Here is an 18736-nt window from a genome sequence, read left to right on the forward strand (position 1 = left end):
GCCATGACCGTCGGAGCGGCTAGTGCTGGTGCTCCCGGTCGTCCTGCACCGTCTCGGCGCGCGCCAGCCACAGCTCGGCCTCGTGCCCCGCACCCCGGGCCCGCAGCATGCGCGCCAGGCTGAGCATGCCCTGGACGTCGCCCGTCTCCGCCGCGCGGCGGAACCACTGCTCGGCCGCCGCCAGGTCTTCGCGGTGCTCGGCGAGGTGGCCGAGGTTCGTCAGGGCGGGGATGCTGCCGTGCTCGGCCGCCTTGCGGTACCAGGCCGCGGCTTCGCCCTCGTCGCCGCGGTTGCGGGCCAGGACGCCCAGGTTCGTCATCGCCGCCGGGTCGCCGCGCTCGGCCGCGTCGAGGTACCAGTTCTCGGCCTCTTCGAGGTCGCCGCGGCGGTGCAGGAGCAGGCCGAGCCGGACGACCGCCTCGACGTGGCCGCCGGTCGCGCCCTGGCGGTACCACGACTCGGCGTCGGCCGGGCGGCCGAGCCGTTCGGCCTGGCGGCCGAGCTGGCAGGTGGCCGAGAGGTCGCCGGCCTGCACGGCGGACCGCCACCAGCGGGACGCCTCGGCGGCCTGGCCACGGTCGCGCAGCACGATGCCCAGGTCGACCATCGCGCCGGTGAAACCCGCGTCGGCGGCCTGGCGCAGCCACGACTGGGCCTCTTCGCTGTGGCCCTCTTCGCGGAGCAGCCGTCCCAGCGCGGCCATCGAGGGCAGGTCGCCCGCACGCGCCGCCTCGCCGTACCAGTGGCGGGCGTCTTCGCGCTTGCCGCGCCGCTCGTAGGACTTGGCCAGGTACTGCATCCCGTGCGACTCGCCGGCCAGTGCCGCCTCGTGGTACCAGCGCTCGGCCTCGTCCGGCGCGCCGCGTTCGGCCAGCAGGTGGGCCAGTGCCGTCATCGAGACGCGGTCACCGCCCATGGCGGCCTTGCGGTACCACGACTCGGCTTCGGCGAGCTCTCCCCGCTCGCGCATCGCCTGGCCCATCCGGGCCATGGCGACGACGTTGCCGCCCTCAGCGGCTTTGCGCTGGAAGAACTCGTCGAACTTCTTGAGCCGGCCGGGCATCGGCTGCTCCCTCCGGATGGGTCCTGCTCCGGTAGTCGCAGTTGATCGGCTCCGTGTGACACCTCCGCCGTGGGTGGGCGACGTCACATTCGCGCCAGGTCATCGTGTCGACGCGGTTGTCCCGCGCCGGCAGAGGTGACACTACGCCGCGCGACGGCGCAGGTGAGAGGAGAAAATCGTGGCGGCCCGGACCTTTCGGCTGAGCGTGACGCAGCGAACCCTGCTGGTAATCGCGGTTCTCGCCGTCGCGCTCTTCGGGTACTGGGCGACGAGAGGCGCGGGCGCGACGCCGCCCCCGACGTCCGGCGCGCCGGTGCCGGTCAATGCGGCCGACGCGCAGAAGCAGCTGGGCGAGCTGACCATCGCCGCGCGGACCTCGATGGACGGCTACTCCCGGGAAAAGTTCCCGCACTGGGACAGCCAGGGGTCCGGTTGCGACACCCGCGAAGTCGTCCTCAAGCGCGACGGCAAGGACGTCAAGACCGACAAGGACTGCCGGGCGACGTCCGGCACCTGGACCAGCGTCTACGACGACGAGACCTGGACCAAGCCGACCGACCTCGACATCGACCACATGGTCCCGCTCGGCCAGGCGTGGGCGAGCGGCGCCAAGGCGTGGACGACGGAGAAGCGCGAACAGTTCGCCAACGACCTGACCCGGCCGCAGCTGTTCGCCGTCACCGACAACGTCAACCAGCAGAAGAGCGACAAGGCGCCGGACCAGTGGAAGCCGCCGCTGGTCGCGTTCTGGTGCACCTACGCGACCGACTGGATCGTCGTGAAGCACTACTACGGGCTGACGATCACGCAGGGCGAGAAAACGGCGTTGACCGACATGCTCCGCCGCTGCTGAGCTGTCCGGCGTGACGACTTTCGCGCTGATCCACGGCGGCGGCGGCAGCGGCTGGGACTTCCACCTGCTCATCCCGGAGCTCGAAGCTCGCGGGCACGACGCCGTCGCGCCGGACCTGCCGATCACCGACCGCTCGGCCGGCCTGGCGGAGTTCACCGAGACGGTGCTCGAAGCGCTCGGCGACCGCACCGACGTCGCCGTCGTCGGGCATTCGTACGGCGGGTTCACCGCGCCGCTCGTCGCGGCGAAGGTCCGGGCGCGGCTGCTGGTGTACCTGGCCGGGATGATCCCGGCGCCCGCCGAACCGCCGGGGCAGTGGTGGGGCAACACCGGCTTCGAGGCGCCGAAGGGGCTCAGCGAGACCGAGCAGTTCTTCAACGGCGTCCCGGCGGCGCTCGCCGAGGCGTGCCAGGCGCACGGGCGCGAGCAGGTCAGTAAGGAGTGGGACGAGCCGTGGCCGCTGCCCGCCCACCCGGACGTCCCGACCCGGGTGCTGCTGGCCCGCGACGACCGGTTCTTCGTCCCGGACTTCCAGCGGCGGGTGGCCCGCGAGCGCCTCGGCATCGAGCCGGACGAGCTCGACGGCCCGCACTGCGTGCCGCTCAGTCACCCGGCCGCGCTGGCCGACCGCCTGGTGAGTTATCTCTGACTGCGCCGTTCGGCGATAAAAGGTCTAGACCTATTGACGGAGTGGTCCAGGCCACTTAACGTCGTGGACGGCGGCGAACCCGCTCGTGTCACCTCCATCCGGTCCCCACCACGGAGGTCCCCGTCATGCGTTTCACGCACGTCCTCGCGCTCGCCGCCGTCGCGGGCAGCCTCCTCGTCGCCCCGGCCGCCGAGGCCGCGACCCTCCCCGCCTGCCAGCACTTCTACTCCGGCCCGATCCCCGACCGCCCGGTCACCGGCGGCCACGGTCCCGGCACGCTCGTCGGCGCGGCCGACGTCAGCAACCGCTTACCCGCGCCCGGCTCGGTCAGCGGGGGACTCGGCGCCGACGGCAAGGTCACCTTCACCTTCGCCCGGGTTCCCGGCGCGAAGGCCTACCGCGCGTTCCGCAACGGCCAAGCCCTGCAGTGGATCAGCGACTGGGGCCAGCCGACGCTCACGGTCACCGACGCCGGCCCCTGCCAGAACGCGAACTACCAGCTCTACGCGATGACGGCGGAGGACAACTCGCCGGGTTCGCTCGGCCAGATCTCGACCGCCTACCGCCTCGACGGCGGGAACCGGCTCGCGGCCTACCGCGTCCCGGCCGGCACCACGCTCAACTACCGCGTCACGTCGTACAACGACGTCGCCCAGACGGCCCTGGGCTACAACGCCGGGCCGGGTTTCTGCGCGGTCGACGCCCGGAACATCCCGTGGGGCACCCGGTTCTCCGTGCCCGGCTACGGCGAGTGCTACGCCGCCGACATCGGCAGCTGGATCAAGGACGACATCGTCGACGTCTGGCTGCCCGGCGCCCAGGCGGACGCCTGGGGCATCCAGCGGCTCACGCTCACCGTGCGCTAGACCACCTGGCCGCCGAAAGGCCGTGAAAGCCTCCTTGCCGACGTCCCCCCATCTGCCCCGGCAAGGAGGCTTTCACGGGGGTCCGGGTGGCGGAGCCCCCGGCGCGGGGCGGAGCCCCGGATGGCACCGGGCTTTCGCGGGTGGTCACCAGCGGTCGAGGTGCAGGACCTCCTCCAGCGGCTGGCGCGCCGCCGGCTTGAACGTCTCGCCCGTGTAGAACGCCGTCGGGATCAGGGCCGCCTGGTGCACGTTCTTCGGCAGCTCCAGCACCTCCGCCGCCTCCTGCTCGTACTTCAGGTGCAGCGTCGTCCACGCCGTGCCCAGCGTCACCGAGCGCGCCGCGAGCATGTAGCTCCACGCCGCCGGCAGCAGGGAGGCCCACAGCCCCGCCTGGTTGCCGGCCGGCAGCTCCGCCGACTCCGTCTCCAGGCAGGGGACGACGAGCACCGGCACGTCACCCATCCGGTCGGCCAGGTACGCGACGCTGTCGCCCACGCGCTGCTGCACCTTCGACCGCTCGGGGTCGTCGGCGAACAGCTTGCCCGCCGCCCGCGAGGACTCCAGGTACTCCTGGCACGCCCGCCGGTAGATCCCGCCGAGCGCGGCGCGCTGCCCGGCGTCGGTCACCACCAGCCACTGCCACCGCTGCGTGTTGGAACCGCTCGGCGCCTGCAGGGCCACCTGCACACAGTGCTTGACCAGGTCGAGCGGCACCGGGCGCTCGAGGTCGAGGCGCTTGCGGACGGTCCTGGTCGTCGTCAGGAGCTCTTCGGGCGTCATCATCGGCCCATCATGCCGGGCCTACCAGCGATCGTGCACCAGCGGCCGCACGAGCTCGTCGTAGGTCTCACGGACGCCGGCCAGCGCTTCGTCGGACAGCGGGGGCAGCGCCGCCGCCGCGGTGTTCTTCTCGGCCTGGTCCGCGTTGCGGGCGCCCGGGATCACCGTGCTCACGCCCGGCTGGTCGATGATCCAGCGCAGCGCGAACTGCGCCAGCGTCTGGCCGGCCGGCACCAGCCCCCGCAGCCGCTCGACGGCCTGCAGCCCGACGTCGTACGGCACGCCGGAGAAGGTCTCGCCGACGTCGAACGCCTCGCCGTGGCGGTTGAAGTTGCGGTGGTCGTTCTCGGCGAACTTCGTGTCCGCGGTGTAGCGGCCGGACAGCAGGCCGGAGGCCAGCGGCACCCGCGCGATGATCCCGGCGCCCGCCTGCACCGCCGCGGGCAGCACGCGCTCCAGCGGCTTGAGCCGCAGGCAGTTCAGGATGATCTGGACGGTGGCCACGTGCGGCCGGGCCAGCGCCGTCAGCGCCTCCTCGGCCGTCTCGACGCTCACGCCGTACGCCTTGATGCGGCCTTCGCCGACCATCGCGTCCAGGGCGTCGTAGACCGCGTCGGAGGAGTACACCGGCGTCGGCGGGCAGTGCAGCTGGACCAGGTCGAGCGTGTCGACGCCGAGGTTGCGGCGCGACCGGTCGTTCCACTCGCGGAAGTGGGCGGCGACGTAGTTCTCCGGCACCTGCTCGACCCGGCGGCCCATCTTGGTCGCCACGAAGACGTCGCCGCGTTCGGCCAGGAACCGGCCGACCAGCCGCTCGCTGCGGCCGTCGCCGTAGACGTCGGCGGTGTCGAAGAAGGTGACACCGTTGTCGGCGGCCGCGTGCAGCACGGCCAGCGCGTCGTTCTCGTCGACCTCGCCCCAGTCCGCGCCGAGCTGCCAGCAGCCGAGCCCGACGACGGACACCTCGCGGCCCAGACGGGCGATCTTCCGGTTCTCCATGCCGCGATCCAAGCACACGCGCCCGCCTATGATCGGCCGTCATGGCCATGACTTCGGGTCCGGACGGGCTGGGGACCCGGCTGCGGCACGTGCTCGAGATCCTCGACGGCGACGTCGCCCGGTTCCTCGCCGACATCGGCCTCGCGGACTACCGGCCGCGGTACTCGCCGGTGGTGCGGGCGCTGCTGGCGCGCGGCCCGCTGGCCATCCGCGACCTGGCCGCCGAAATGCGCGTGACGCACTCGGCGGCCAGCCAGACCGTCGCCCAGATGAGCCGGGCCGGCCTGGTGGTCCTCGAGCCGGGCACCGACGCCCGGCAGCGGATCGTGTCGCTCACCGCGAAGACCCGTGACCTGCTGCCCCTGATCGAGGCGGAGTGGGCGGCGACGACCGAGGCGGCCGAGACCCTGGAAGCCGAACTGCCGTACTCGCTGCGGTCCCTGCTGGACGCGATCGTCGAGGCCCTCGACCGGAAGCCGTTCCGGGAGCGGATCGGCGAGACCGACGCCGCCCGGAAGGTGCGCTGATCAGGCGGGCGGTACCTGGAAGACCGCCCAGACGTACTTGCCGCCGGGGCAGCGTTCGAACCCCCAGTCGAGCGACAGCGCCTGCACCAGGACGAGCCCGCGGCTGCGGGCCTCGGCCGGCGACGGCGCCCGCAGCGCGGGCAGCTGCCGCCCGGTGTCGTGCACCCGCAGCGTCACCCGGGCGCCGTCGTAGTCCAGCTCGAGCCGCTGAGGCCGTTCGCCGTGCTCGAAGGCGTTGGTGACCAGCTCCGACGTCGCCAGCAGGAGGTCGTCGAACTGGCACTCCCGCAGGCCCAGCCGGAGCAGCGCCGACCGCACCTCGTGCCGCGCCAGCGCCGGAGCCGTGACGTCGGCGGGGAGGAGCACCCTCAGCGGGGCGGCCGGCGCAGCTGCCCGCTGCGGCATCCTCGACGTCGTCATCCGGTCCCCCTCCCAGTGAGTTCGGTACCGCCCGCGAAATACCCAGGCGGCTGTTCGGCTAATCAGGTGCCGTCGGCCAGCTCGGATTCGTCCAGTCCGGAACGCAGTTTCTTGAGCGTCGCAGCGAGTAGCCGTGACACCTGCATCTGGGACACCCCGACGCGCCGCGCGATGTCCGACTGGCTCATCCCGGACCCGAACCGCAGCGCGACGATCTTGCGCTCCCGCTCCGGGAGGCTGTCCAGCATCGGACGCAGCGCCTCGCGCAGCTCGGCTTGGCCGAGCTCGGCGTCCGGCGCCCCGAACCGCGTGTGGGCGGCGTTCTCCAGCAGGTGGTCCAGCGAGGCGCCGTAGCGACCCTGACCGGCGCGAAGACCCTCGAAGACGTCCTCGACGGGCACCCCGAGCCGGCCCGCGATCTCACTCGGCTTGGGAGCGCGCGAGAGCTGCACGGTGAGTTCCTCGCGCGCGGCCGAGATGTTCGCGTTCAGCTCCTTGAGCCGCCGCGGCACCCGCACCGACCAGCTGTTGTCCCGGAAGTGGTGGCGCAGCTCGCCGGAGATGGTCGGCACGGCGAAGGCCAGGAAGTCCGTTCCCTGCGTGGGGTCGAACCGGTCGACGGCGTGGATCAGCCCGACCGTGGCGATCTGGACCAGGTCCTCCATCGCCTCGTCCCGGTTGCGGAACTTCCGGGCCAGGTTGCGCGCCAGCTCCAGGTGCGCGCGCACCAGCGTGTCACGAATGCGCTCACGCTCCGGTGAGTTCGCCGGCAGGGCGGCGAGTTGGGTGAACAGCGCGCTGACGTCGAGATCGCCCCCGCTGTTCCCGGCGGGACCGCTCACGAGTCCGCCGCCTGGCTCTCCCGGACGAGGTCGACCCGGGACAGGTAGCGCCCGTTCTCCGGGGTGATCGTGCGCTCGGCGGTCGTCGCCAGCGCGGTCAGCAGCTGCCACGACAGGCCGGCGTCGTCCTCGTGGTCGGCGCTGTCGGCCAGCACCGAGACGGAGACCTCGATGCGCGGCCCGTTCCACGAGAAGATGCAGGTCAGGCGCCCGTCCGAGCTGGCGGGCAGCAGGAGCGAGCAGGCTTCGTCCACCGCCATCCGGAGGTCCTCGACGGCGTCGAGGTCGAAGTCCTGGCGCATCGCGATGTCGGCCACGATGGTCCGCAGGGTGGGCACGACGTGCGGGATCGCAGCTGTCCGCACCTCGATGACCTGCGCGCCTTCCGGGACGAGCGGGGCGTTGTCCTCCACGTTTGTTCCTTTCTCCGCACTCGCGCTCCAGGTGATCGGCGGTGTCCTCCACGCCCGGCAGCGAGATGCCCGTGGGGTGAGCAAACCAAACCCGGGTTTGATCCGCTCCACCGGCGGGCATGTAGCGGTCGACATGCTGATCCTGGGAAAGGCGGGGACGACATGGCTGACGTGAGCCGGCTGCCCAACGTGGTTGCGGAAGAGTGGGAATGGCAGCTGCAGGGTTCGTGCCGGGGCGCGGACAGCAGCCTGTTCTTCCACACGGACAACGAGCGGGGTTCGGCGCGGGAGCGGCGCGAGTCGCGGGCCAAGGCCATCTGCCAGACCTGCCCGGTCCTGGCGCAGTGCCGCACGCACGCGATGACCGTACAGGAGCCCTACGGCATCTGGGGCGGCCTCGGCGAGATCGAGCGGCGGCAGCTGTTCCTGCGCCAGCGCCGGGCGGCCCGCAAGACGATGAGTGCGCACTGAGCAGCGCGCTGAACAGGCAGGATTTGATCGCAGGTGAGCAGTCCACGCGAAAGAGCGGCGGCCGTGGCGGGCGCGGCCGCTTCCTGGGTTAGGGTTGGCGCCGGAGTTGCCTGGACCGTGTCCGGTGCGGGGTCCTGCCCCGGGCCGCGGAAGGCACGGTGACACGGATGCCGCTTGAGACAGCAGGCGCGTACCCGGCGCAGGAGCAGCGCCTGACGAGGAGAAACTGCATGCCCGCAGCCGACCAGAACGCCACCCCGCCCGGGTTCGGCATCACGCTGGACACCGACGCGACGGAGCCCCGGGTGGTGGTCACCGGCGAGCTCGACCTGCTGACCAGTCCCCAGCTGCAGGAGGCCCTGGCGGGGCTGATCGCGGACAAGCGCGCGCAGCGGGTCGTGGCCGATCTGACCGGGGTGACCTTCTTCGATTCCTCCGCGCTGAACGTGGTGCTCCGCGCACAACGCCAGGCCGGCGAGCAGGACGTCGAACTCGCGGTCGTCCCCAGCCCCGCGGTGAGCCGCGTGATCGAGCTCACCGGCGTGGCCGAACACCTGAGCGTGTCGGAAGACCCCCAGGCCTGACCGACCGCTAACGTTCCGCCTCACTGGTTCCGCGGATCCTGGGGGCGGCACGATGATGGGGCGCACGCATGCCCTGACCGGCTGGTGCGCGGGCCTGGCCCTGGCGCCCGCGGTCGGGGCGGGATCGGTGCACCAGGCGGTGGTCTTCGCGGCGACGACGGCGGGTTTCGCCCTGCTGCCCGACCTCGACCACCCGGGTGCGAGCGCCTCCCGCCTCCTCGGCTGGCTGACGGGCGCCCTGTCCTGGATCCTGCGCCGCGTCTCGGCGGGCTTCTACGCGCTGACCAAGGGCCCGCGCGACGAGAAGGTCACCGGCAAACACCGCCACCTTTCCCACACGGTCCTGTTCGCGGCGGGCCTGGGCCTGCTGACGTCGTGGGGGACGACGGAAGGCGGCCCGTGGGCGGTCGTGGGCGTGGTGATCTTCGGGCTGATGCTGGCCGAAGGAGCACTGGGCGACTGGCTCCTCCCGGTGAGCGGCGCGGCGGTGGCGTGGTGGTTCTTCACGGCCCCACCGGATCGCGCGGGCGAGCTGGCGTCCATTTCGGGCTGGCTCGGCATCGCGGTGGCGGCGGGGTGCCTGACCCACTGCCTGGGTGACGCCCTGACGGAGGCCGGCTGCCCGTTCCTCTTCCCGATCCCGATCGCGGGCGAGACGTGGTACGAGATCCGGCCGCCGAAGGTGCTGCGCTTCCGGACCGGCAAGAAGGTCGAGAAGCGGCTGATCTTCCCGGTGTTCGCGCTCCTCGGCGTGCTGCTGGTGCCGGGGGTGTGGGAGCACACGGTGAGCACGTTCGAGCGGCTGTTCGTCCCGCCGTCGAGTCAGCAGGCCACAACGCCCTGAGCGGCGCGTCGGAATTCTCCTGGGAGACTGGACGTTGATTCGGAACGGTCGACCCGCTTGCGGCGATACGGAGCGCGTGTTCCGGTTGTCACCGAGGAGAACGTGAATGGAAAAGATGCGCGCCGACGCGCGGCGCAACCGGGCCAAGGTGCTGGCCGCCGCCGAGGAGGCGTTCGCGCTCGACGGCCTGGCCGTGCCGCTCGATGACATCGCGCGGCTGGCCGGGGTCGGGGCCGGGACCGTCTACCGGCACTTCCCCAGCAAGGAAGCGCTGTTCCAGGCCGTCGTCCTCGAACGCATCCAGCAGTTCGCCGAGGAGGCCCGCGCGCTCGCGACCGCCGACGAGCCCGGAGGCGTCTTCTTCGACTACTTCGTCCGCGTCATCCGGCAGGCGTCCCTCAACCGGGCCATCTGCGACGCCCTCGCCGAGTCCTCCGGGCACGCGTTCAAGGCCGGGGCCGGCGACGAATTCCGCGCGGCCCTCGCCGAGCTCCTCGCCCGCGCCCAGGCCGCCGGCGCCGTCCGCCCGGACATCGACGGCGACGACCTGCGTGCGCTCATCGTCGGCTGCCTCGCCGTCGAGCGGTACGCGCCCGGCAGCGAGCACCTCCTTCGCGTGGTCGTCGACGGCCTGCGCCCCGTTGAGCGGGTGCGGACCGGGTAACAAGACGTAAGATCAACGCGAGTTAGTCCTCGTACCTGCGCTGCACGTGGCGAGGGGGTGCCCGGATGAACGGCCGACCTACCTGGGGTTCCGCCGCGGTCACCGGGCTGGCGGGGTTCGCCACCGGGCTGCTGGTCGCCGCGCTGCTCGTGGCCGGGCGGCCGGCGCCGCGCACCGCCGAGACCACCGACACCACGCCGACCACGACCGTTTCCGCGGTGCCCGTCACCGTGACCGGTTCGCCGCCGCCGGCGCCCACCGTCCTCTCGGTCGTGACGGTGCCGCCCACGACCACCACCAGCGTCGTCGAGGTCACCGTGCCGCCGTCGACGACTTCGACCTCCGGCACGCCGACCTCGGCGTCGCCCGTCTTGCCGCTGACCTCCGGCTGGCGCGACTGATGATGCAACCGGGCGGGCGCCGGGCCCGTCTGGCCGGTATGCGAGCTTTCCCTTGGATCGCCCTGGCCGCGGCCGTCACCGCCGGCTGCGCCGCGCCGGTGGTCGCCTGCCCGGCGATCGGCTACGTGACCGGGATCAGCCTGACCATCCCGGCGCCCGCGGGCATCACCCGCGCGACGCTCGAGGCGTGCTGGCGCGGCCAGTGTGTCAACCGGACGGTCGACCTCAACCCCGAGACGACCGCGGGCGCGTCGACCTGCGCCGGCACCGGCCCGGACAGCGCCTGCGGCGCGTCGGTGGTGCCGACCGGCGGCCTCCACGGCTTCGCCGACGTCCCGGGCCTGCCCGCCGAACCGGTCCGGGTCACCGTCCGGTTCGACGACGGCAAGCCGCACACCACCGACGTCACGCCCACCTTCAGCGAGCCGAACGGCCCCGCCTGCGGGAAGGCGGGGCCGCAGGTGCAGCTGCTGGTCGGGGCGGACCGGGAGCTGAGCCCGGTCTAACCGACGTCGCGGCGCCGCCAGCCGAGCAGCCCGGCGGCCAGTGCGACGGCCGTGACCGCCAGCAGCCAGACGATCGGGGTCGCGGTGAACGCCTGGCCCGGGATCTTCGGCGGGTGCTGGAACGGCGAGACGTCCAGCACCGCCTGCGGCAGGTTGACGACCGGGCCGAACAGGCTGAGCAGCAGCGCCAGCGCGCCGACCGCCCACGCCGCCGCCGAAAAGCCCGGCTGCAGGCCGAAGATCGCCACCGCCAGCGCGACCACCACCCAGGCCGCGGGCAGCTGGACGAGCATCCCGGACAGGGTGTCCGCGATCGAGCCGCCGGTGTCGCCGGTGCGCAACCCGTTGGCCAGCCCCATGAACAGGCCGCCGGCCAGCAGCAGCGCCGCCGTGCCGAGGAAGGCGAACACCAGGTGGCCGGCCGCCCAGCGCAGCCGGCCGACGCTGGTGGCCAGCACCGGTTCGAGCCGGATCGCGGTCTCCTCGCCGCGCATCCGCAGCACCGCCTGGACGCCGTACAGCGACGCGACCATGGCGAACATCCCGGCCATCGCGGCGAGGAACGCCTGCGTCAATGCGTGGCTGCCGCCGAGCCGCTCGAAGATCTGCTGCGCCTGCGGGCTCGAGCCGACCAGGTCGCCGATGCCGCTGGCGATCGAGCCGAAGACCGCGCCGACCACGGCCACGCCGACGAGCCAGCCGAGCAGCGGGCCGCGGTGCAGCCGCCAGGCGAGCGCGAACGGCGACCGCAGGCTCGCCGCGGCCCGCGCCGGACCGGGCCGCGGCGGCAGGAAGCCGACACCGACGTCCCGGCGGGGGAGCAGCCAGTACCCCAGCGCGCCGGCGGCCAGCGCGAACGCGAGCGGCAGCAGCAGGACCCACCAGCGTTCCCCGGCGAACGCGCGGATCTGCTGCACCCAGCCGATCGGCGACAGCCACGACAGCCAGCGGGCGTCCACAGTGGAGTCCCCGGCGCCGCGCAGCAGGAAGGCGGCGCCGACCACGGCCGTGCCGATGCCGTTGGCGGTGCGGGAGTACTCGGCGAGCTGGACGGCGACCGCCGCCACGGCCGTGAAAACCAGGCCTGCCAGCGCTTCCGACGCGCCGAAGGCGAGCGAACCGGCCGCGGGCAGGCCGGCGCCGATCATGGTCACCGCCTGGACCAGCCCGGTCAGCAGGCTCGCACCGCCGGCCACCAGCAGCGACGCCGTCAGCGCCGCGTACCGGCCGACCACCGCGGACGCGAGCAGCTCCGCGCGCCCGGTGTCCTCCTCGGCGCGGGTGTGCCGGGTGACGGTGAAGACGACCATCAGGCCGGTGAGCAGGGCCAGGAACCCGCACATGCGCCAGGCGATGAACCCGCCGGCCGTGGTCAGGTCGAACGGCGGGCCGTAGAGCAGCGCGTACGACGGGTTGGCGTTCGCGCCCGCCTGCAGGGCGAGCCGGTCGGCGACCGTCGGGTAGAACTGCGTGAACGTGGAGACCGTGCTCGCCGGGACGACGCTGAGCAGCACGATCCAGATCGGCAGGATGACCCAGTCGCGGCGCAGCGCGAGCCGGGTGAGGTGCCAGGTGCCGGCCAGTTCGTGCGCGGGCGCGACCTCGGCTTCGGTTCGCAGGAGCGTCGAGGTCATTTCGCGCTCGCTTCGGTCGTGTAGTGGCGCAGGAACAGCTCCTCCAGCGTCGGCGGCTGGCTGACCAGGCTGCGGACGCCGACCTCGGTCAGCTGCCGCAGCGCTTCGTCGAGCGAGCGCGTCTCGACGTCGAAGCGGACGCGGTTGCCCTCGACCTTCAGGTCGTGGATGTTCGCCAGGTTCGTGAGCCCGTTCGGCGGCCCGGCGAGCTCGGCGGTGATCGACGTCCGGGTCAGGTGGCGCAGCTCGGCCAGCGTGCCGGACTCGACCGTACGGCCGTTGCGGATGATGCTGACCTTGTCGCACAGCGCCTCGACCTCGGCGAGGATGTGGCTGGAGAGCAGCACGGTCCGGCCCTGCTCGCGTTCCTCCTGGATGGCGTACTGGAACGTCGCTTCCATCAGGGGATCGAGGCCGGACGTCGGCTCGTCGAGGATCAGCAGGTCGACCCGCGAGGCGAGGGCGGCGACGATGGCGACCTTCTGCCGGTTGCCCTTCGAGTACGTCCGCCCCTTCTTCTTCGGGTCGAGGTCGAACCGCTCGATCAGGTCGGCGCGGCGTTTCTCGTCGAGCCCGCCGCGCAGGCGGCCGAGCAGGTCGATCACCTCGCCGCCGGAGAGGTTGGGCCAGAGGTTGACGTCGCCGGGCACGTAGGCCAGGCGGCGGTGCAGGCTCGCCGCGTCCTTCCAGGGGTCGCCGCCGAGCAGCCGGACGTCCCCCGAGTCCGCGTGGAGCAGGCCGAGCAGAACCCGCACGGTGGTCGACTTCCCGGCGCCGTTCGGGCCGAGGAAGCCGTGCACCTCCCCAGCGGGCACCTGCAGGTCCAGGCCGTCGAGGGCCTTGGTCCGGCCGAACGACTTGTGCAGGTCGATGACCGAAATGGCGTTTTCCATGGTTCGGAAGCTACACTTGCTTCACAAACTTGTGAAGTTAAGAAAGTATCTGGATTGAGTGATCTTGGGGAAGGGGTACGGGAGGATGGGCCGATGACGACGCCTGACACGAAGCGAGATGAAGACGCCGTCCGCCGGTACGTGGAGAGCCTCGGGCTCGTGCTTTCGCAGATCGGGATGCAGCGCATGCCCGCGCGGGTGTTCGCCGCGCTGATGACCACCGACGAGGGCCGCCTGACCGCCGCCGACCTGGCCGCGCAGCTGCAGGTCAGCCCGGCCGCCGTCTCCGGTGCGGTGCGCTACCTCGAGCAGATCGGCCTGGTCGCCAAGGAGCGCGAGCCGGGCGAGCGCCGCGACCACTACCGCCTCTACGACGACCTCTGGTACGCCACCTTCCTGAAGCGCGACCGCATGATCGGCATGTGGCGCGACGCGGCCGAGAACGGCATCGACGCGCTGGGCGAGGACACGCCGTCGGGCAAGCGGCTGGGCGAGATGCGGGACTTCCTGTCGTTCATGCTCGAGGAGCTCAACGGCATGTACGAGCGCTGGCACAAGATGCGCGAGGAGAAGAACGCCTAAAGCGCGGCGAGCAGCGTGTCCGCGAGCCGCTCGGCGAGGTCGGCCGGCTCGCGCTCGTGGAACGTGGCCAGGAACGCCTGCTGGAAGCACGCCCCCAGCAGCAGGGCCGCGGCCGCCTCGACGTCGGTGCCCGCCTGGATCCGGCCCAGTGCCTGCTCGGCGCGCAGGTACTCCGCGACGGCGCCGGGCAGCACGTGCGGGCCGTGCTCGCCCAGCCGTTCGCGGTGGGACCGCAGCAGCTCCCGCGAGGAGAACACCGACACCGCGATCGGGAACCCTTCGGCGTAGAAGGCGAGGCCGAGCCGGGCGACGCGGGCCAGGTTGTCCCGCAGCGGCGCCCGGCCCGGGTCGGCGGTGAGCTCGCCGAGGACGGCGCCGAGGGCCGGGAGTTCCTCGCCCATGACGCTGAGGAACAGGTCGGTCTTGTCGCGGAAGTGCTTGTAGAGCATCGCCTCCGAGTAGCCGGCGGTCTGCGCGATGACCTTCGTCGTGGCGTGGGCGTAGCCCTGCTCGCGCATCACCTTCGCGGCCGCGGCGACGATCTCTTCGCGGCTTCCCATGGCGGCTCCCTGAGTGCGTTCTCAGCGTGGTTAGTGAACACTCACCCTACCTGGTGAGTGTTCACTAACCACGAAGGAGACACCATGCGGATCACCGTGCTGGGGGCCACCGGCGGCGTCGGCGGCGAGGTCGTCAAGCAGGCACTGGACCGTGGCTGGCACGTCACGGCCGTCGTCCGCGACCCGGCCAGGCTGCGGCTACCGGCCGAGGTCGTCGTGGCGGGCCTGCACGAACACGACAAGCTGGCGGCCGCCGTCGAAGGCCGTGACGCGGTGATTTCGGCGGTCGGTTCCCGCGACCGCGGGCCGACCACGGTCTGCGCCGACGGCGCCCGCGCGGCGATCGCGGCCGGGGCGAAGCGCCTGCTGGTCGTCAGCGCCAGCGGCATGCACACCGACGGCGACGGCTACTTCACCCGCACGCTCGTCAAGCCGCTGCTCACCACGTTCCTCAAGCACGGCTGGGCGGACATGCTCGCGATGGAGGCCCTGGTCACGGCCACCGACCTGGACTGGACGATCGTCCGCCCGCCGATGCTGCTGAACGGCCCGCGCACCGGCAAGGTCGCGAGCCGGCTCGACGGGAACGTCCGCACCTTCACCATCCGCCGGGCCGACGTCGCCGCGTACCTGCTCGACGCCGTGGCGGATCCCACGCTGATCAGGGCGAAGGTTTCCATCGCCCACGGCTAGCTTCGAGGGATGGTGATCCTGGCGCAGGCGCTGTACGTCAAACGCAAGACCCCGCGGCTCCCGGGCGCGGCCGGCCCCGCCGAAGGGCTCGTCCCCGGCGTCGGCGAGCCCGTCCGGCTGGCCGTGCTCGGCGAATCCACTGTGGACGGCGTCGGCGCGGCCGACCACGAGGAAGCGCTCACCGGCTGCCTCGCCCGCGAGCTGGCCCGCGGCGGCCGGGCGGTGCGCTGGCAGGCGGTCGGCCGGACCGGCGCCAACGCCCGGACCGTCCGGGCCGAGCTCGTCCCGCTCGTGCGCCCGGCGGACGTGGTCGTGATCGCCCTCGGCGTCAACGACACCATCGAGCTCCGGACGGCCGCCGGCTACCGGCGTGACCTGCTGGCGCTGGTGCTCGACCTGCGCCGGCGGCTCGGCCCGGTCGGCGTCCTGCTGGCCGGCGTGCCGCCGATGTCCCGCTTCCCCGCGCTACCGCGGCCGCTGCGGGACGTCCTCGCGGCGCGGTCGGCCGCGCTCGACACCGCGGCCGCCGCCCTCGCCCGCCTGCCCGGCGTCACGCACCTGCCGATGGACCCCGCCCTGCTCGACCCGGCCGCCTTCGCGTCCGACCGCTTCCACCCGGGTCCGGCGGGCTACGCGCGCTGGGCGAAAACCCTCGCCGGCGCACTCCCCGTGATCAGTTAGCCGCTCCGCGTCGATCTTCAAAAAATTCCGCCGGTTCGTGTATCTGGGGGTCCGGCCACTGCGTCCTGTGGAGCAGCCAAGCACGGAAGAACGCGACAGGGGGTGTCGAGTTCGGGGAAACGCGGTGGCCGGGAGCCGAGGGGGCTTCCGGACACCGTCGGCCGGATGGCCTTTCGGGGGAGGGGACATCCGGCGGGGCCCGTTGGGGAGCGGGCCCTTGAGGGAGGGGAGTACCGGTCGGCGTGGGCCTGCCCGCTCGCGTCGGCCGGTACCTCCCCCTGTGTCCATTTGACCGGTAGTGCACGTCCGACGAAGTAAGTGACTTGATGTATCCGAGATCCACCTGCACGCTCCTTCCCCCCGAAGGACCCGCGATACTGCCATTGCCGACTCGAGAACTCTTCCGAAGAGGGGCAGCTACGGTGACCGACGTGCAAACCACAGAGGTAGATCCGCCCTGGGAAGGCCTGACCGGCGCCGAGCTGCACGCGGCGTGCATGGAGGCCGCCCGCGACGGCGACCGCCGGGCGATGGCCCGCCTGGTCGACGAGCTGACCCCGCTCCTCTGGCACGTCGCCCGGGCCAACGGGCTCGACCGCTCGGTCGCCGAGGACGTGGTCCAGACCGTCTGGCTGGCGCTGTTCAGCCAGCTCGGCAAGCTCCGGGACCCCAAAGCCCTCGCCGCCTGGCTGATCACCACCACCCGCCGCGAGGCCACCCACCCGTTCGGCCGCCGCATGCAGCCGGTGCCGCTGAGCGACGAGGTCGCCGAGGCCATGCCGAGCACCCAACCGGCACCCGAGGACGAAGCCGTCCGCGCCGACCGCGACCGCCGGGTCTGGCGCGCCTTCGTCCGGCTGCCCCACCGCTGTCAGGAACTGCTCCGGCTGACCGTGCTCGCGGGCCGCGCGGAGTACCAGCTCGTCGCCGAGGCGCTGCGCATGCCGCGCGGCAGCGTCGGCCCGACCAGGGGGCGCTGCCTCGACCAGATGCGCGATCTCCTCGCCAGTGAAGGGGGAAGCCGATGAACGACCTCGGAGCGCCGGGCGAGGCCTTTTCCGATGACCTGATCCTGGCCGGCATCGGCCGCTTCCTCGACGAGCTGGACCCGCCGCCGGGTGACCTGGTGCAGCGGGTCCAGTTCGCGCTCGCCCTGGAGGACCTCGACGTCGAGGTCGCCCGCTGGGAGCGCCTGGACAACCTCGCCGGGGTCCGCGGCGGCGGTACCGGCACGATCACGTTCACCGTCAGCGACCTGACGGTGATGATCAACCTGACCAAGATGGGCAAGCTGCACCGCATCGACGGCTGGCTGGTCCCGGCGGGCCAGTACGGCGTCGAGGTCCGGGTCGCCGAGCACGGCACGTCGTCGACGACGGCCGACGAAGGCGGCCGGTTCGTGTTGGACAACGTGCCGCGCGGGACGACGCAGATCCTGGTGCACCTCGGTGACGTCTCGTGCCGCCGGACCGTCGTGACACCGACGGTCGTGCTCTAACCCAGGAAATCGGCCAGGGGGACGGGAGTCAGCCCGTCCTTCTTGGCCTGCTCGACGAACGCCGTGTAGTCCTCTTTGAAGGTCTTGCGGAAGTGCATCAGCACGATGTCGCCGGGGCGGAGCTTGTCGCCCACCTGGAACTGGACGTGGCCGTCGTTGACCGCGGCCGTCCAGATCACCGCGACGCGCATCCCGCAGGCCGCCGCGGCCTTCAGGGTGTTCTGGTCGTAGTTGCCGAACGGCGGGCGGAACAGCACCGGGCGGATGCCGAGGCTCTTCTGGAAGTCGTCGGCGTCGTCGCAGATCTCCTTGCGCTGGAACTCCAGCGGCTTGCCCTTGAGGTTCGGGTGGTCGACCGTGTGGTCGCCGAGGGTGGCGCCGGTGGCGTCGAGGATCTGCTTGAAGTAGGCCTCGTGGCCCTGCACGTACTTCTGGTTCAGGAACAGCACCGGGTGGGTGGGGCTCTGCTGCATCAGCTTCAGCGCGTCGGGGTCCTTGACCGCGCCGTCGTCCATCGTGAGGAAGACGTACGGCTTGTCGGTCGTGATCCGCCTGACCGCGGCGACCTGGCCGTTCTCGACCGCGGGGGCCTTCTGCTGCACGGTGCCGAAGGGGTACGGGCCGGCCGTCTTCGCGCCGGGGCCCACGCCCTGCGGGGCCGGGTTCGGCTGGCTGGTGCCGAACTCCCGCTGGTCCGGCTCGTGGCCCGAACACGCGGTCAAGGCCAGTGCCGCCATGGCGACCACCGCTGTCAAGCGCTTCCGCACAATGTCCCCCTTTCGTGTACTACCTGAAAGGGTGACGCGGGAGGGGGTGGTTGCGTTGCGCGAGGCGATCTTGTGTGGCCGGAGCCACCCAGGTCAGTGCCCGGATTCGGCCGCCTTGACCAGCTTGGCGGAGAACAGGCGGATCACCGCGCGCAGCGTCGCGGCCAGCACCGGGCCGCTGCCGCGGACCGGTTCGGTGAACGACCCGGTCCAGCGCAGGTCCGTCCCGCCCGACGCGGTCGGCGTGAAGCGCACCTCGGCGCGGTAGTCCTTGATCGGGTTCGCGCCGAAGAACGTGTAGACGTGCTTGCGCCCGGGCTCGTACTCCACCGTCTCCTCGCGGATCAGCACCGGCCAGAGCCCGACCTCGCGGACCGCGCCGACGCCGTCGGGGTCATCGGTGCCGCGCCGCGCCCAGCGGGCCTGGACGATGAGTGGTTTTCCCCACTCCGCCCACCGCGGGCCGTCCGCTTCGAGCGCGAACAGCGCCGACGGCGGCGCCGTGCTCGTGCGGTTGACCTCGAAGGAGTACTTGCGGCCCACCGG

General features: G+C 72.1%; 26 protein-coding genes. 15 read left to right on the forward strand and 11 right to left on the reverse strand.

Annotated elements, in window-relative coordinates:
- Positions 1 to 19 precede the first annotated feature (19 nt).
- Positions 20 to 1063, reverse strand: a complete 1044-nt coding sequence (locus tag ABZW17_RS05805; RefSeq protein ID WP_354810062.1) for a tetratricopeptide repeat protein — start codon at positions 1061 to 1063, stop codon at positions 20 to 22.
- Between the two features lie 178 nt (positions 1064 to 1241).
- Here ABZW17_RS05805 and ABZW17_RS05810 point away from each other — a divergent pair, with 178 nt between their 5' ends.
- The 3 genes from ABZW17_RS05810 to ABZW17_RS05820 all read left to right on the forward strand — a co-directional run bounded on the left by ABZW17_RS05810 (position 1242) and on the right by ABZW17_RS05820 (position 3431).
- Positions 1242 to 1916, forward strand: coding sequence for an HNH endonuclease family protein (locus tag ABZW17_RS05810; protein WP_354810064.1), 675 nt, complete (start codon positions 1242 to 1244; stop codon positions 1914 to 1916).
- A 10-nt stretch (positions 1917 to 1926) separates the two neighbouring features.
- On the forward strand, positions 1927 to 2565 hold the full coding sequence (locus ABZW17_RS05815; RefSeq protein ID WP_354810066.1) for an alpha/beta fold hydrolase: 639 nt from the start codon (positions 1927 to 1929) through the stop codon (positions 2563 to 2565).
- Between the two features lie 125 nt (positions 2566 to 2690).
- Positions 2691 to 3431 carry a 3D domain-containing protein gene (locus ABZW17_RS05820; RefSeq protein ID WP_354810068.1) on the forward strand — a complete coding sequence of 247 codons (741 nt, stop codon included), beginning with the start codon at positions 2691 to 2693 and terminating at the stop codon, positions 3429 to 3431.
- Positions 3432 to 3575: 144 nt separating this feature from the next.
- On the opposite strand, the gene ABZW17_RS05825 is transcribed toward ABZW17_RS05820, so the two are convergent.
- Positions 3576 to 4214, reverse strand: coding sequence for a nitroreductase family protein (locus ABZW17_RS05825; protein ID WP_354810070.1), 639 nt, complete (start codon positions 4212 to 4214; stop codon positions 3576 to 3578).
- A gap of 18 nt (positions 4215 to 4232) precedes the next feature.
- On the reverse strand, positions 4233 to 5210 hold the full coding sequence (locus tag ABZW17_RS05830) for an aldo/keto reductase (protein WP_354810072.1): 978 nt from the start codon (positions 5208 to 5210) through the stop codon (positions 4233 to 4235).
- 41 nt (positions 5211 to 5251) lie between these two features.
- Between ABZW17_RS05830 and ABZW17_RS05835 the strand changes: the two genes are divergently transcribed.
- Positions 5252 to 5737 carry a helix-turn-helix domain-containing protein gene (locus ABZW17_RS05835; RefSeq protein WP_354810074.1) on the forward strand — a complete coding sequence of 162 codons (486 nt, stop codon included), beginning with the start codon at positions 5252 to 5254 and terminating at the stop codon, positions 5735 to 5737.
- Here the strand turns inward: ABZW17_RS05835 and ABZW17_RS05840 are convergent, their stop codons facing one another.
- The 3 genes from ABZW17_RS05840 to ABZW17_RS05850 all read right to left on the reverse strand — a co-directional run bounded on the left by ABZW17_RS05840 (position 5738) and on the right by ABZW17_RS05850 (position 7412).
- On the reverse strand, positions 5738 to 6157 hold the full coding sequence (locus ABZW17_RS05840) for an ATP-binding protein (protein ID WP_354810076.1): 420 nt from the start codon (positions 6155 to 6157) through the stop codon (positions 5738 to 5740).
- Between the two features lie 62 nt (positions 6158 to 6219).
- Positions 6220 to 6999, reverse strand: a complete 780-nt coding sequence (locus tag ABZW17_RS05845) for a SigB/SigF/SigG family RNA polymerase sigma factor (protein ID WP_354810078.1) — start codon at positions 6997 to 6999, stop codon at positions 6220 to 6222.
- Entirely contained in the window at positions 6996 to 7412 is a 417-nt protein-coding gene (locus ABZW17_RS05850) for an anti-sigma factor (RefSeq protein WP_003078110.1), read from the reverse strand. The genes ABZW17_RS05845 and ABZW17_RS05850 overlap by 4 nt, the downstream gene beginning before the upstream one ends.
- 162 nt (positions 7413 to 7574) lie before the next feature.
- Here ABZW17_RS05850 and ABZW17_RS05855 point away from each other — a divergent pair, with 162 nt between their 5' ends.
- The 6 genes from ABZW17_RS05855 (at position 7575) to ABZW17_RS05880 (ending at position 10882) form a co-directional block, all read left to right on the forward strand.
- Entirely contained in the window at positions 7575 to 7883 is a 309-nt protein-coding gene (locus ABZW17_RS05855; protein WP_354810080.1) for a WhiB family transcriptional regulator, read from the forward strand.
- 230 nt (positions 7884 to 8113) lie between these two features.
- Entirely contained in the window at positions 8114 to 8467 is a 354-nt protein-coding gene (locus ABZW17_RS05860; RefSeq protein WP_003078104.1) for an STAS domain-containing protein, read from the forward strand.
- 55 nt (positions 8468 to 8522) lie between these two features.
- On the forward strand, positions 8523 to 9311 hold the full coding sequence (locus tag ABZW17_RS05865) for a metal-dependent hydrolase (RefSeq protein WP_354810083.1): 789 nt from the start codon (positions 8523 to 8525) through the stop codon (positions 9309 to 9311).
- A 106-nt stretch (positions 9312 to 9417) separates the two neighbouring features.
- Complete coding sequence (locus ABZW17_RS05870) at positions 9418 to 9975, forward strand: TetR/AcrR family transcriptional regulator (protein ID WP_354810085.1); 558 nt, start codon at positions 9418 to 9420, stop codon at positions 9973 to 9975.
- A 65-nt stretch (positions 9976 to 10040) separates the two neighbouring features.
- A complete protein-coding gene (locus tag ABZW17_RS05875) occupies positions 10041 to 10376 on the forward strand; it encodes a hypothetical protein (protein WP_354810087.1) in 336 nt (111 codons plus the stop codon).
- Positions 10377 to 10414: 38 nt separating this feature from the next.
- Positions 10415 to 10882 carry a hypothetical protein gene (locus ABZW17_RS05880; protein ID WP_354810089.1) on the forward strand — a complete coding sequence of 156 codons (468 nt, stop codon included), beginning with the start codon at positions 10415 to 10417 and terminating at the stop codon, positions 10880 to 10882.
- Here the strand turns inward: ABZW17_RS05880 and ABZW17_RS05885 are convergent.
- Positions 10879 to 12516 carry an ABC transporter permease gene (locus ABZW17_RS05885; RefSeq protein ID WP_354810091.1) on the reverse strand — a complete coding sequence of 546 codons (1638 nt, stop codon included), beginning with the start codon at positions 12514 to 12516 and terminating at the stop codon, positions 10879 to 10881. The genes ABZW17_RS05880 and ABZW17_RS05885 overlap by 4 nt on opposite strands.
- Entirely contained in the window at positions 12513 to 13409 is an 897-nt protein-coding gene (locus ABZW17_RS05890) for an ABC transporter ATP-binding protein (protein WP_354810093.1), read from the reverse strand. The genes ABZW17_RS05885 and ABZW17_RS05890 overlap by 4 nt, the downstream gene beginning before the upstream one ends.
- 93 nt (positions 13410 to 13502) lie before the next feature.
- Here ABZW17_RS05890 and ABZW17_RS05895 point away from each other — a divergent pair, with 93 nt between their 5' ends.
- Entirely contained in the window at positions 13503 to 13991 is a 489-nt protein-coding gene (locus tag ABZW17_RS05895; RefSeq protein WP_354810095.1) for a MarR family transcriptional regulator, read from the forward strand.
- Here the strand turns inward: ABZW17_RS05895 and ABZW17_RS05900 are convergent.
- Positions 13988 to 14551: a TetR/AcrR family transcriptional regulator gene (locus tag ABZW17_RS05900; protein WP_354810097.1), complete on the reverse strand. Its 564-nt coding sequence runs from the start codon at positions 14549 to 14551 to the stop codon at positions 13988 to 13990. The genes ABZW17_RS05895 and ABZW17_RS05900 overlap by 4 nt on opposite strands.
- An 84-nt stretch (positions 14552 to 14635) precedes the next feature.
- Here ABZW17_RS05900 and ABZW17_RS05905 point away from each other — a divergent pair, with 84 nt between their 5' ends.
- The 4 genes from ABZW17_RS05905 to ABZW17_RS05920 all read left to right on the forward strand — a co-directional run bounded on the left by ABZW17_RS05905 (position 14636) and on the right by ABZW17_RS05920 (position 17423).
- Positions 14636 to 15244 (forward strand): NAD(P)-binding oxidoreductase, encoded by a 609-nt coding sequence (locus ABZW17_RS05905; protein ID WP_354810099.1) that lies wholly within the window; start codon positions 14636 to 14638, stop codon positions 15242 to 15244.
- 9 nt (positions 15245 to 15253) lie between these two features.
- Entirely contained in the window at positions 15254 to 15925 is a 672-nt protein-coding gene (locus ABZW17_RS05910; RefSeq protein WP_354810101.1) for an SGNH/GDSL hydrolase family protein, read from the forward strand.
- Between the two features lie 422 nt (positions 15926 to 16347).
- Positions 16348 to 16953 carry a sigma-70 family RNA polymerase sigma factor gene (locus tag ABZW17_RS05915; RefSeq protein WP_354810103.1) on the forward strand — a complete coding sequence of 202 codons (606 nt, stop codon included), beginning with the start codon at positions 16348 to 16350 and terminating at the stop codon, positions 16951 to 16953.
- Positions 16950 to 17423 (forward strand): carboxypeptidase regulatory-like domain-containing protein, encoded by a 474-nt coding sequence (locus tag ABZW17_RS05920; RefSeq protein ID WP_354810105.1) that lies wholly within the window; start codon positions 16950 to 16952, stop codon positions 17421 to 17423. Before ABZW17_RS05915 ends, ABZW17_RS05920 begins: the two co-directional genes overlap by 4 nt.
- On the opposite strand, the gene ABZW17_RS05925 is transcribed toward ABZW17_RS05920, so the two are convergent.
- Together ABZW17_RS05925 and ABZW17_RS05930 are read right to left on the reverse strand one after the other, a co-directional pair.
- Positions 17420 to 18169 (reverse strand): polysaccharide deacetylase family protein, encoded by a 750-nt coding sequence (locus ABZW17_RS05925; protein ID WP_354810535.1) that lies wholly within the window; start codon positions 18167 to 18169, stop codon positions 17420 to 17422. The two genes, ABZW17_RS05920 and ABZW17_RS05925, sit on opposite strands and share 4 nt — an antisense overlap.
- A 114-nt stretch (positions 18170 to 18283) precedes the next feature.
- Positions 18284 to 18733: an SRPBCC family protein gene (locus ABZW17_RS05930; protein ID WP_354810107.1), complete on the reverse strand. Its 450-nt coding sequence runs from the start codon at positions 18731 to 18733 to the stop codon at positions 18284 to 18286.
- Between the last annotated feature and the right edge of the window lie 3 nt (positions 18734 to 18736).

The sequence above is a fragment of the Amycolatopsis sp. NPDC004625 genome, from assembly GCF_040609695.1.
Classification (GTDB): domain Bacteria; phylum Actinomycetota; class Actinomycetes; order Mycobacteriales; family Pseudonocardiaceae; genus Amycolatopsis.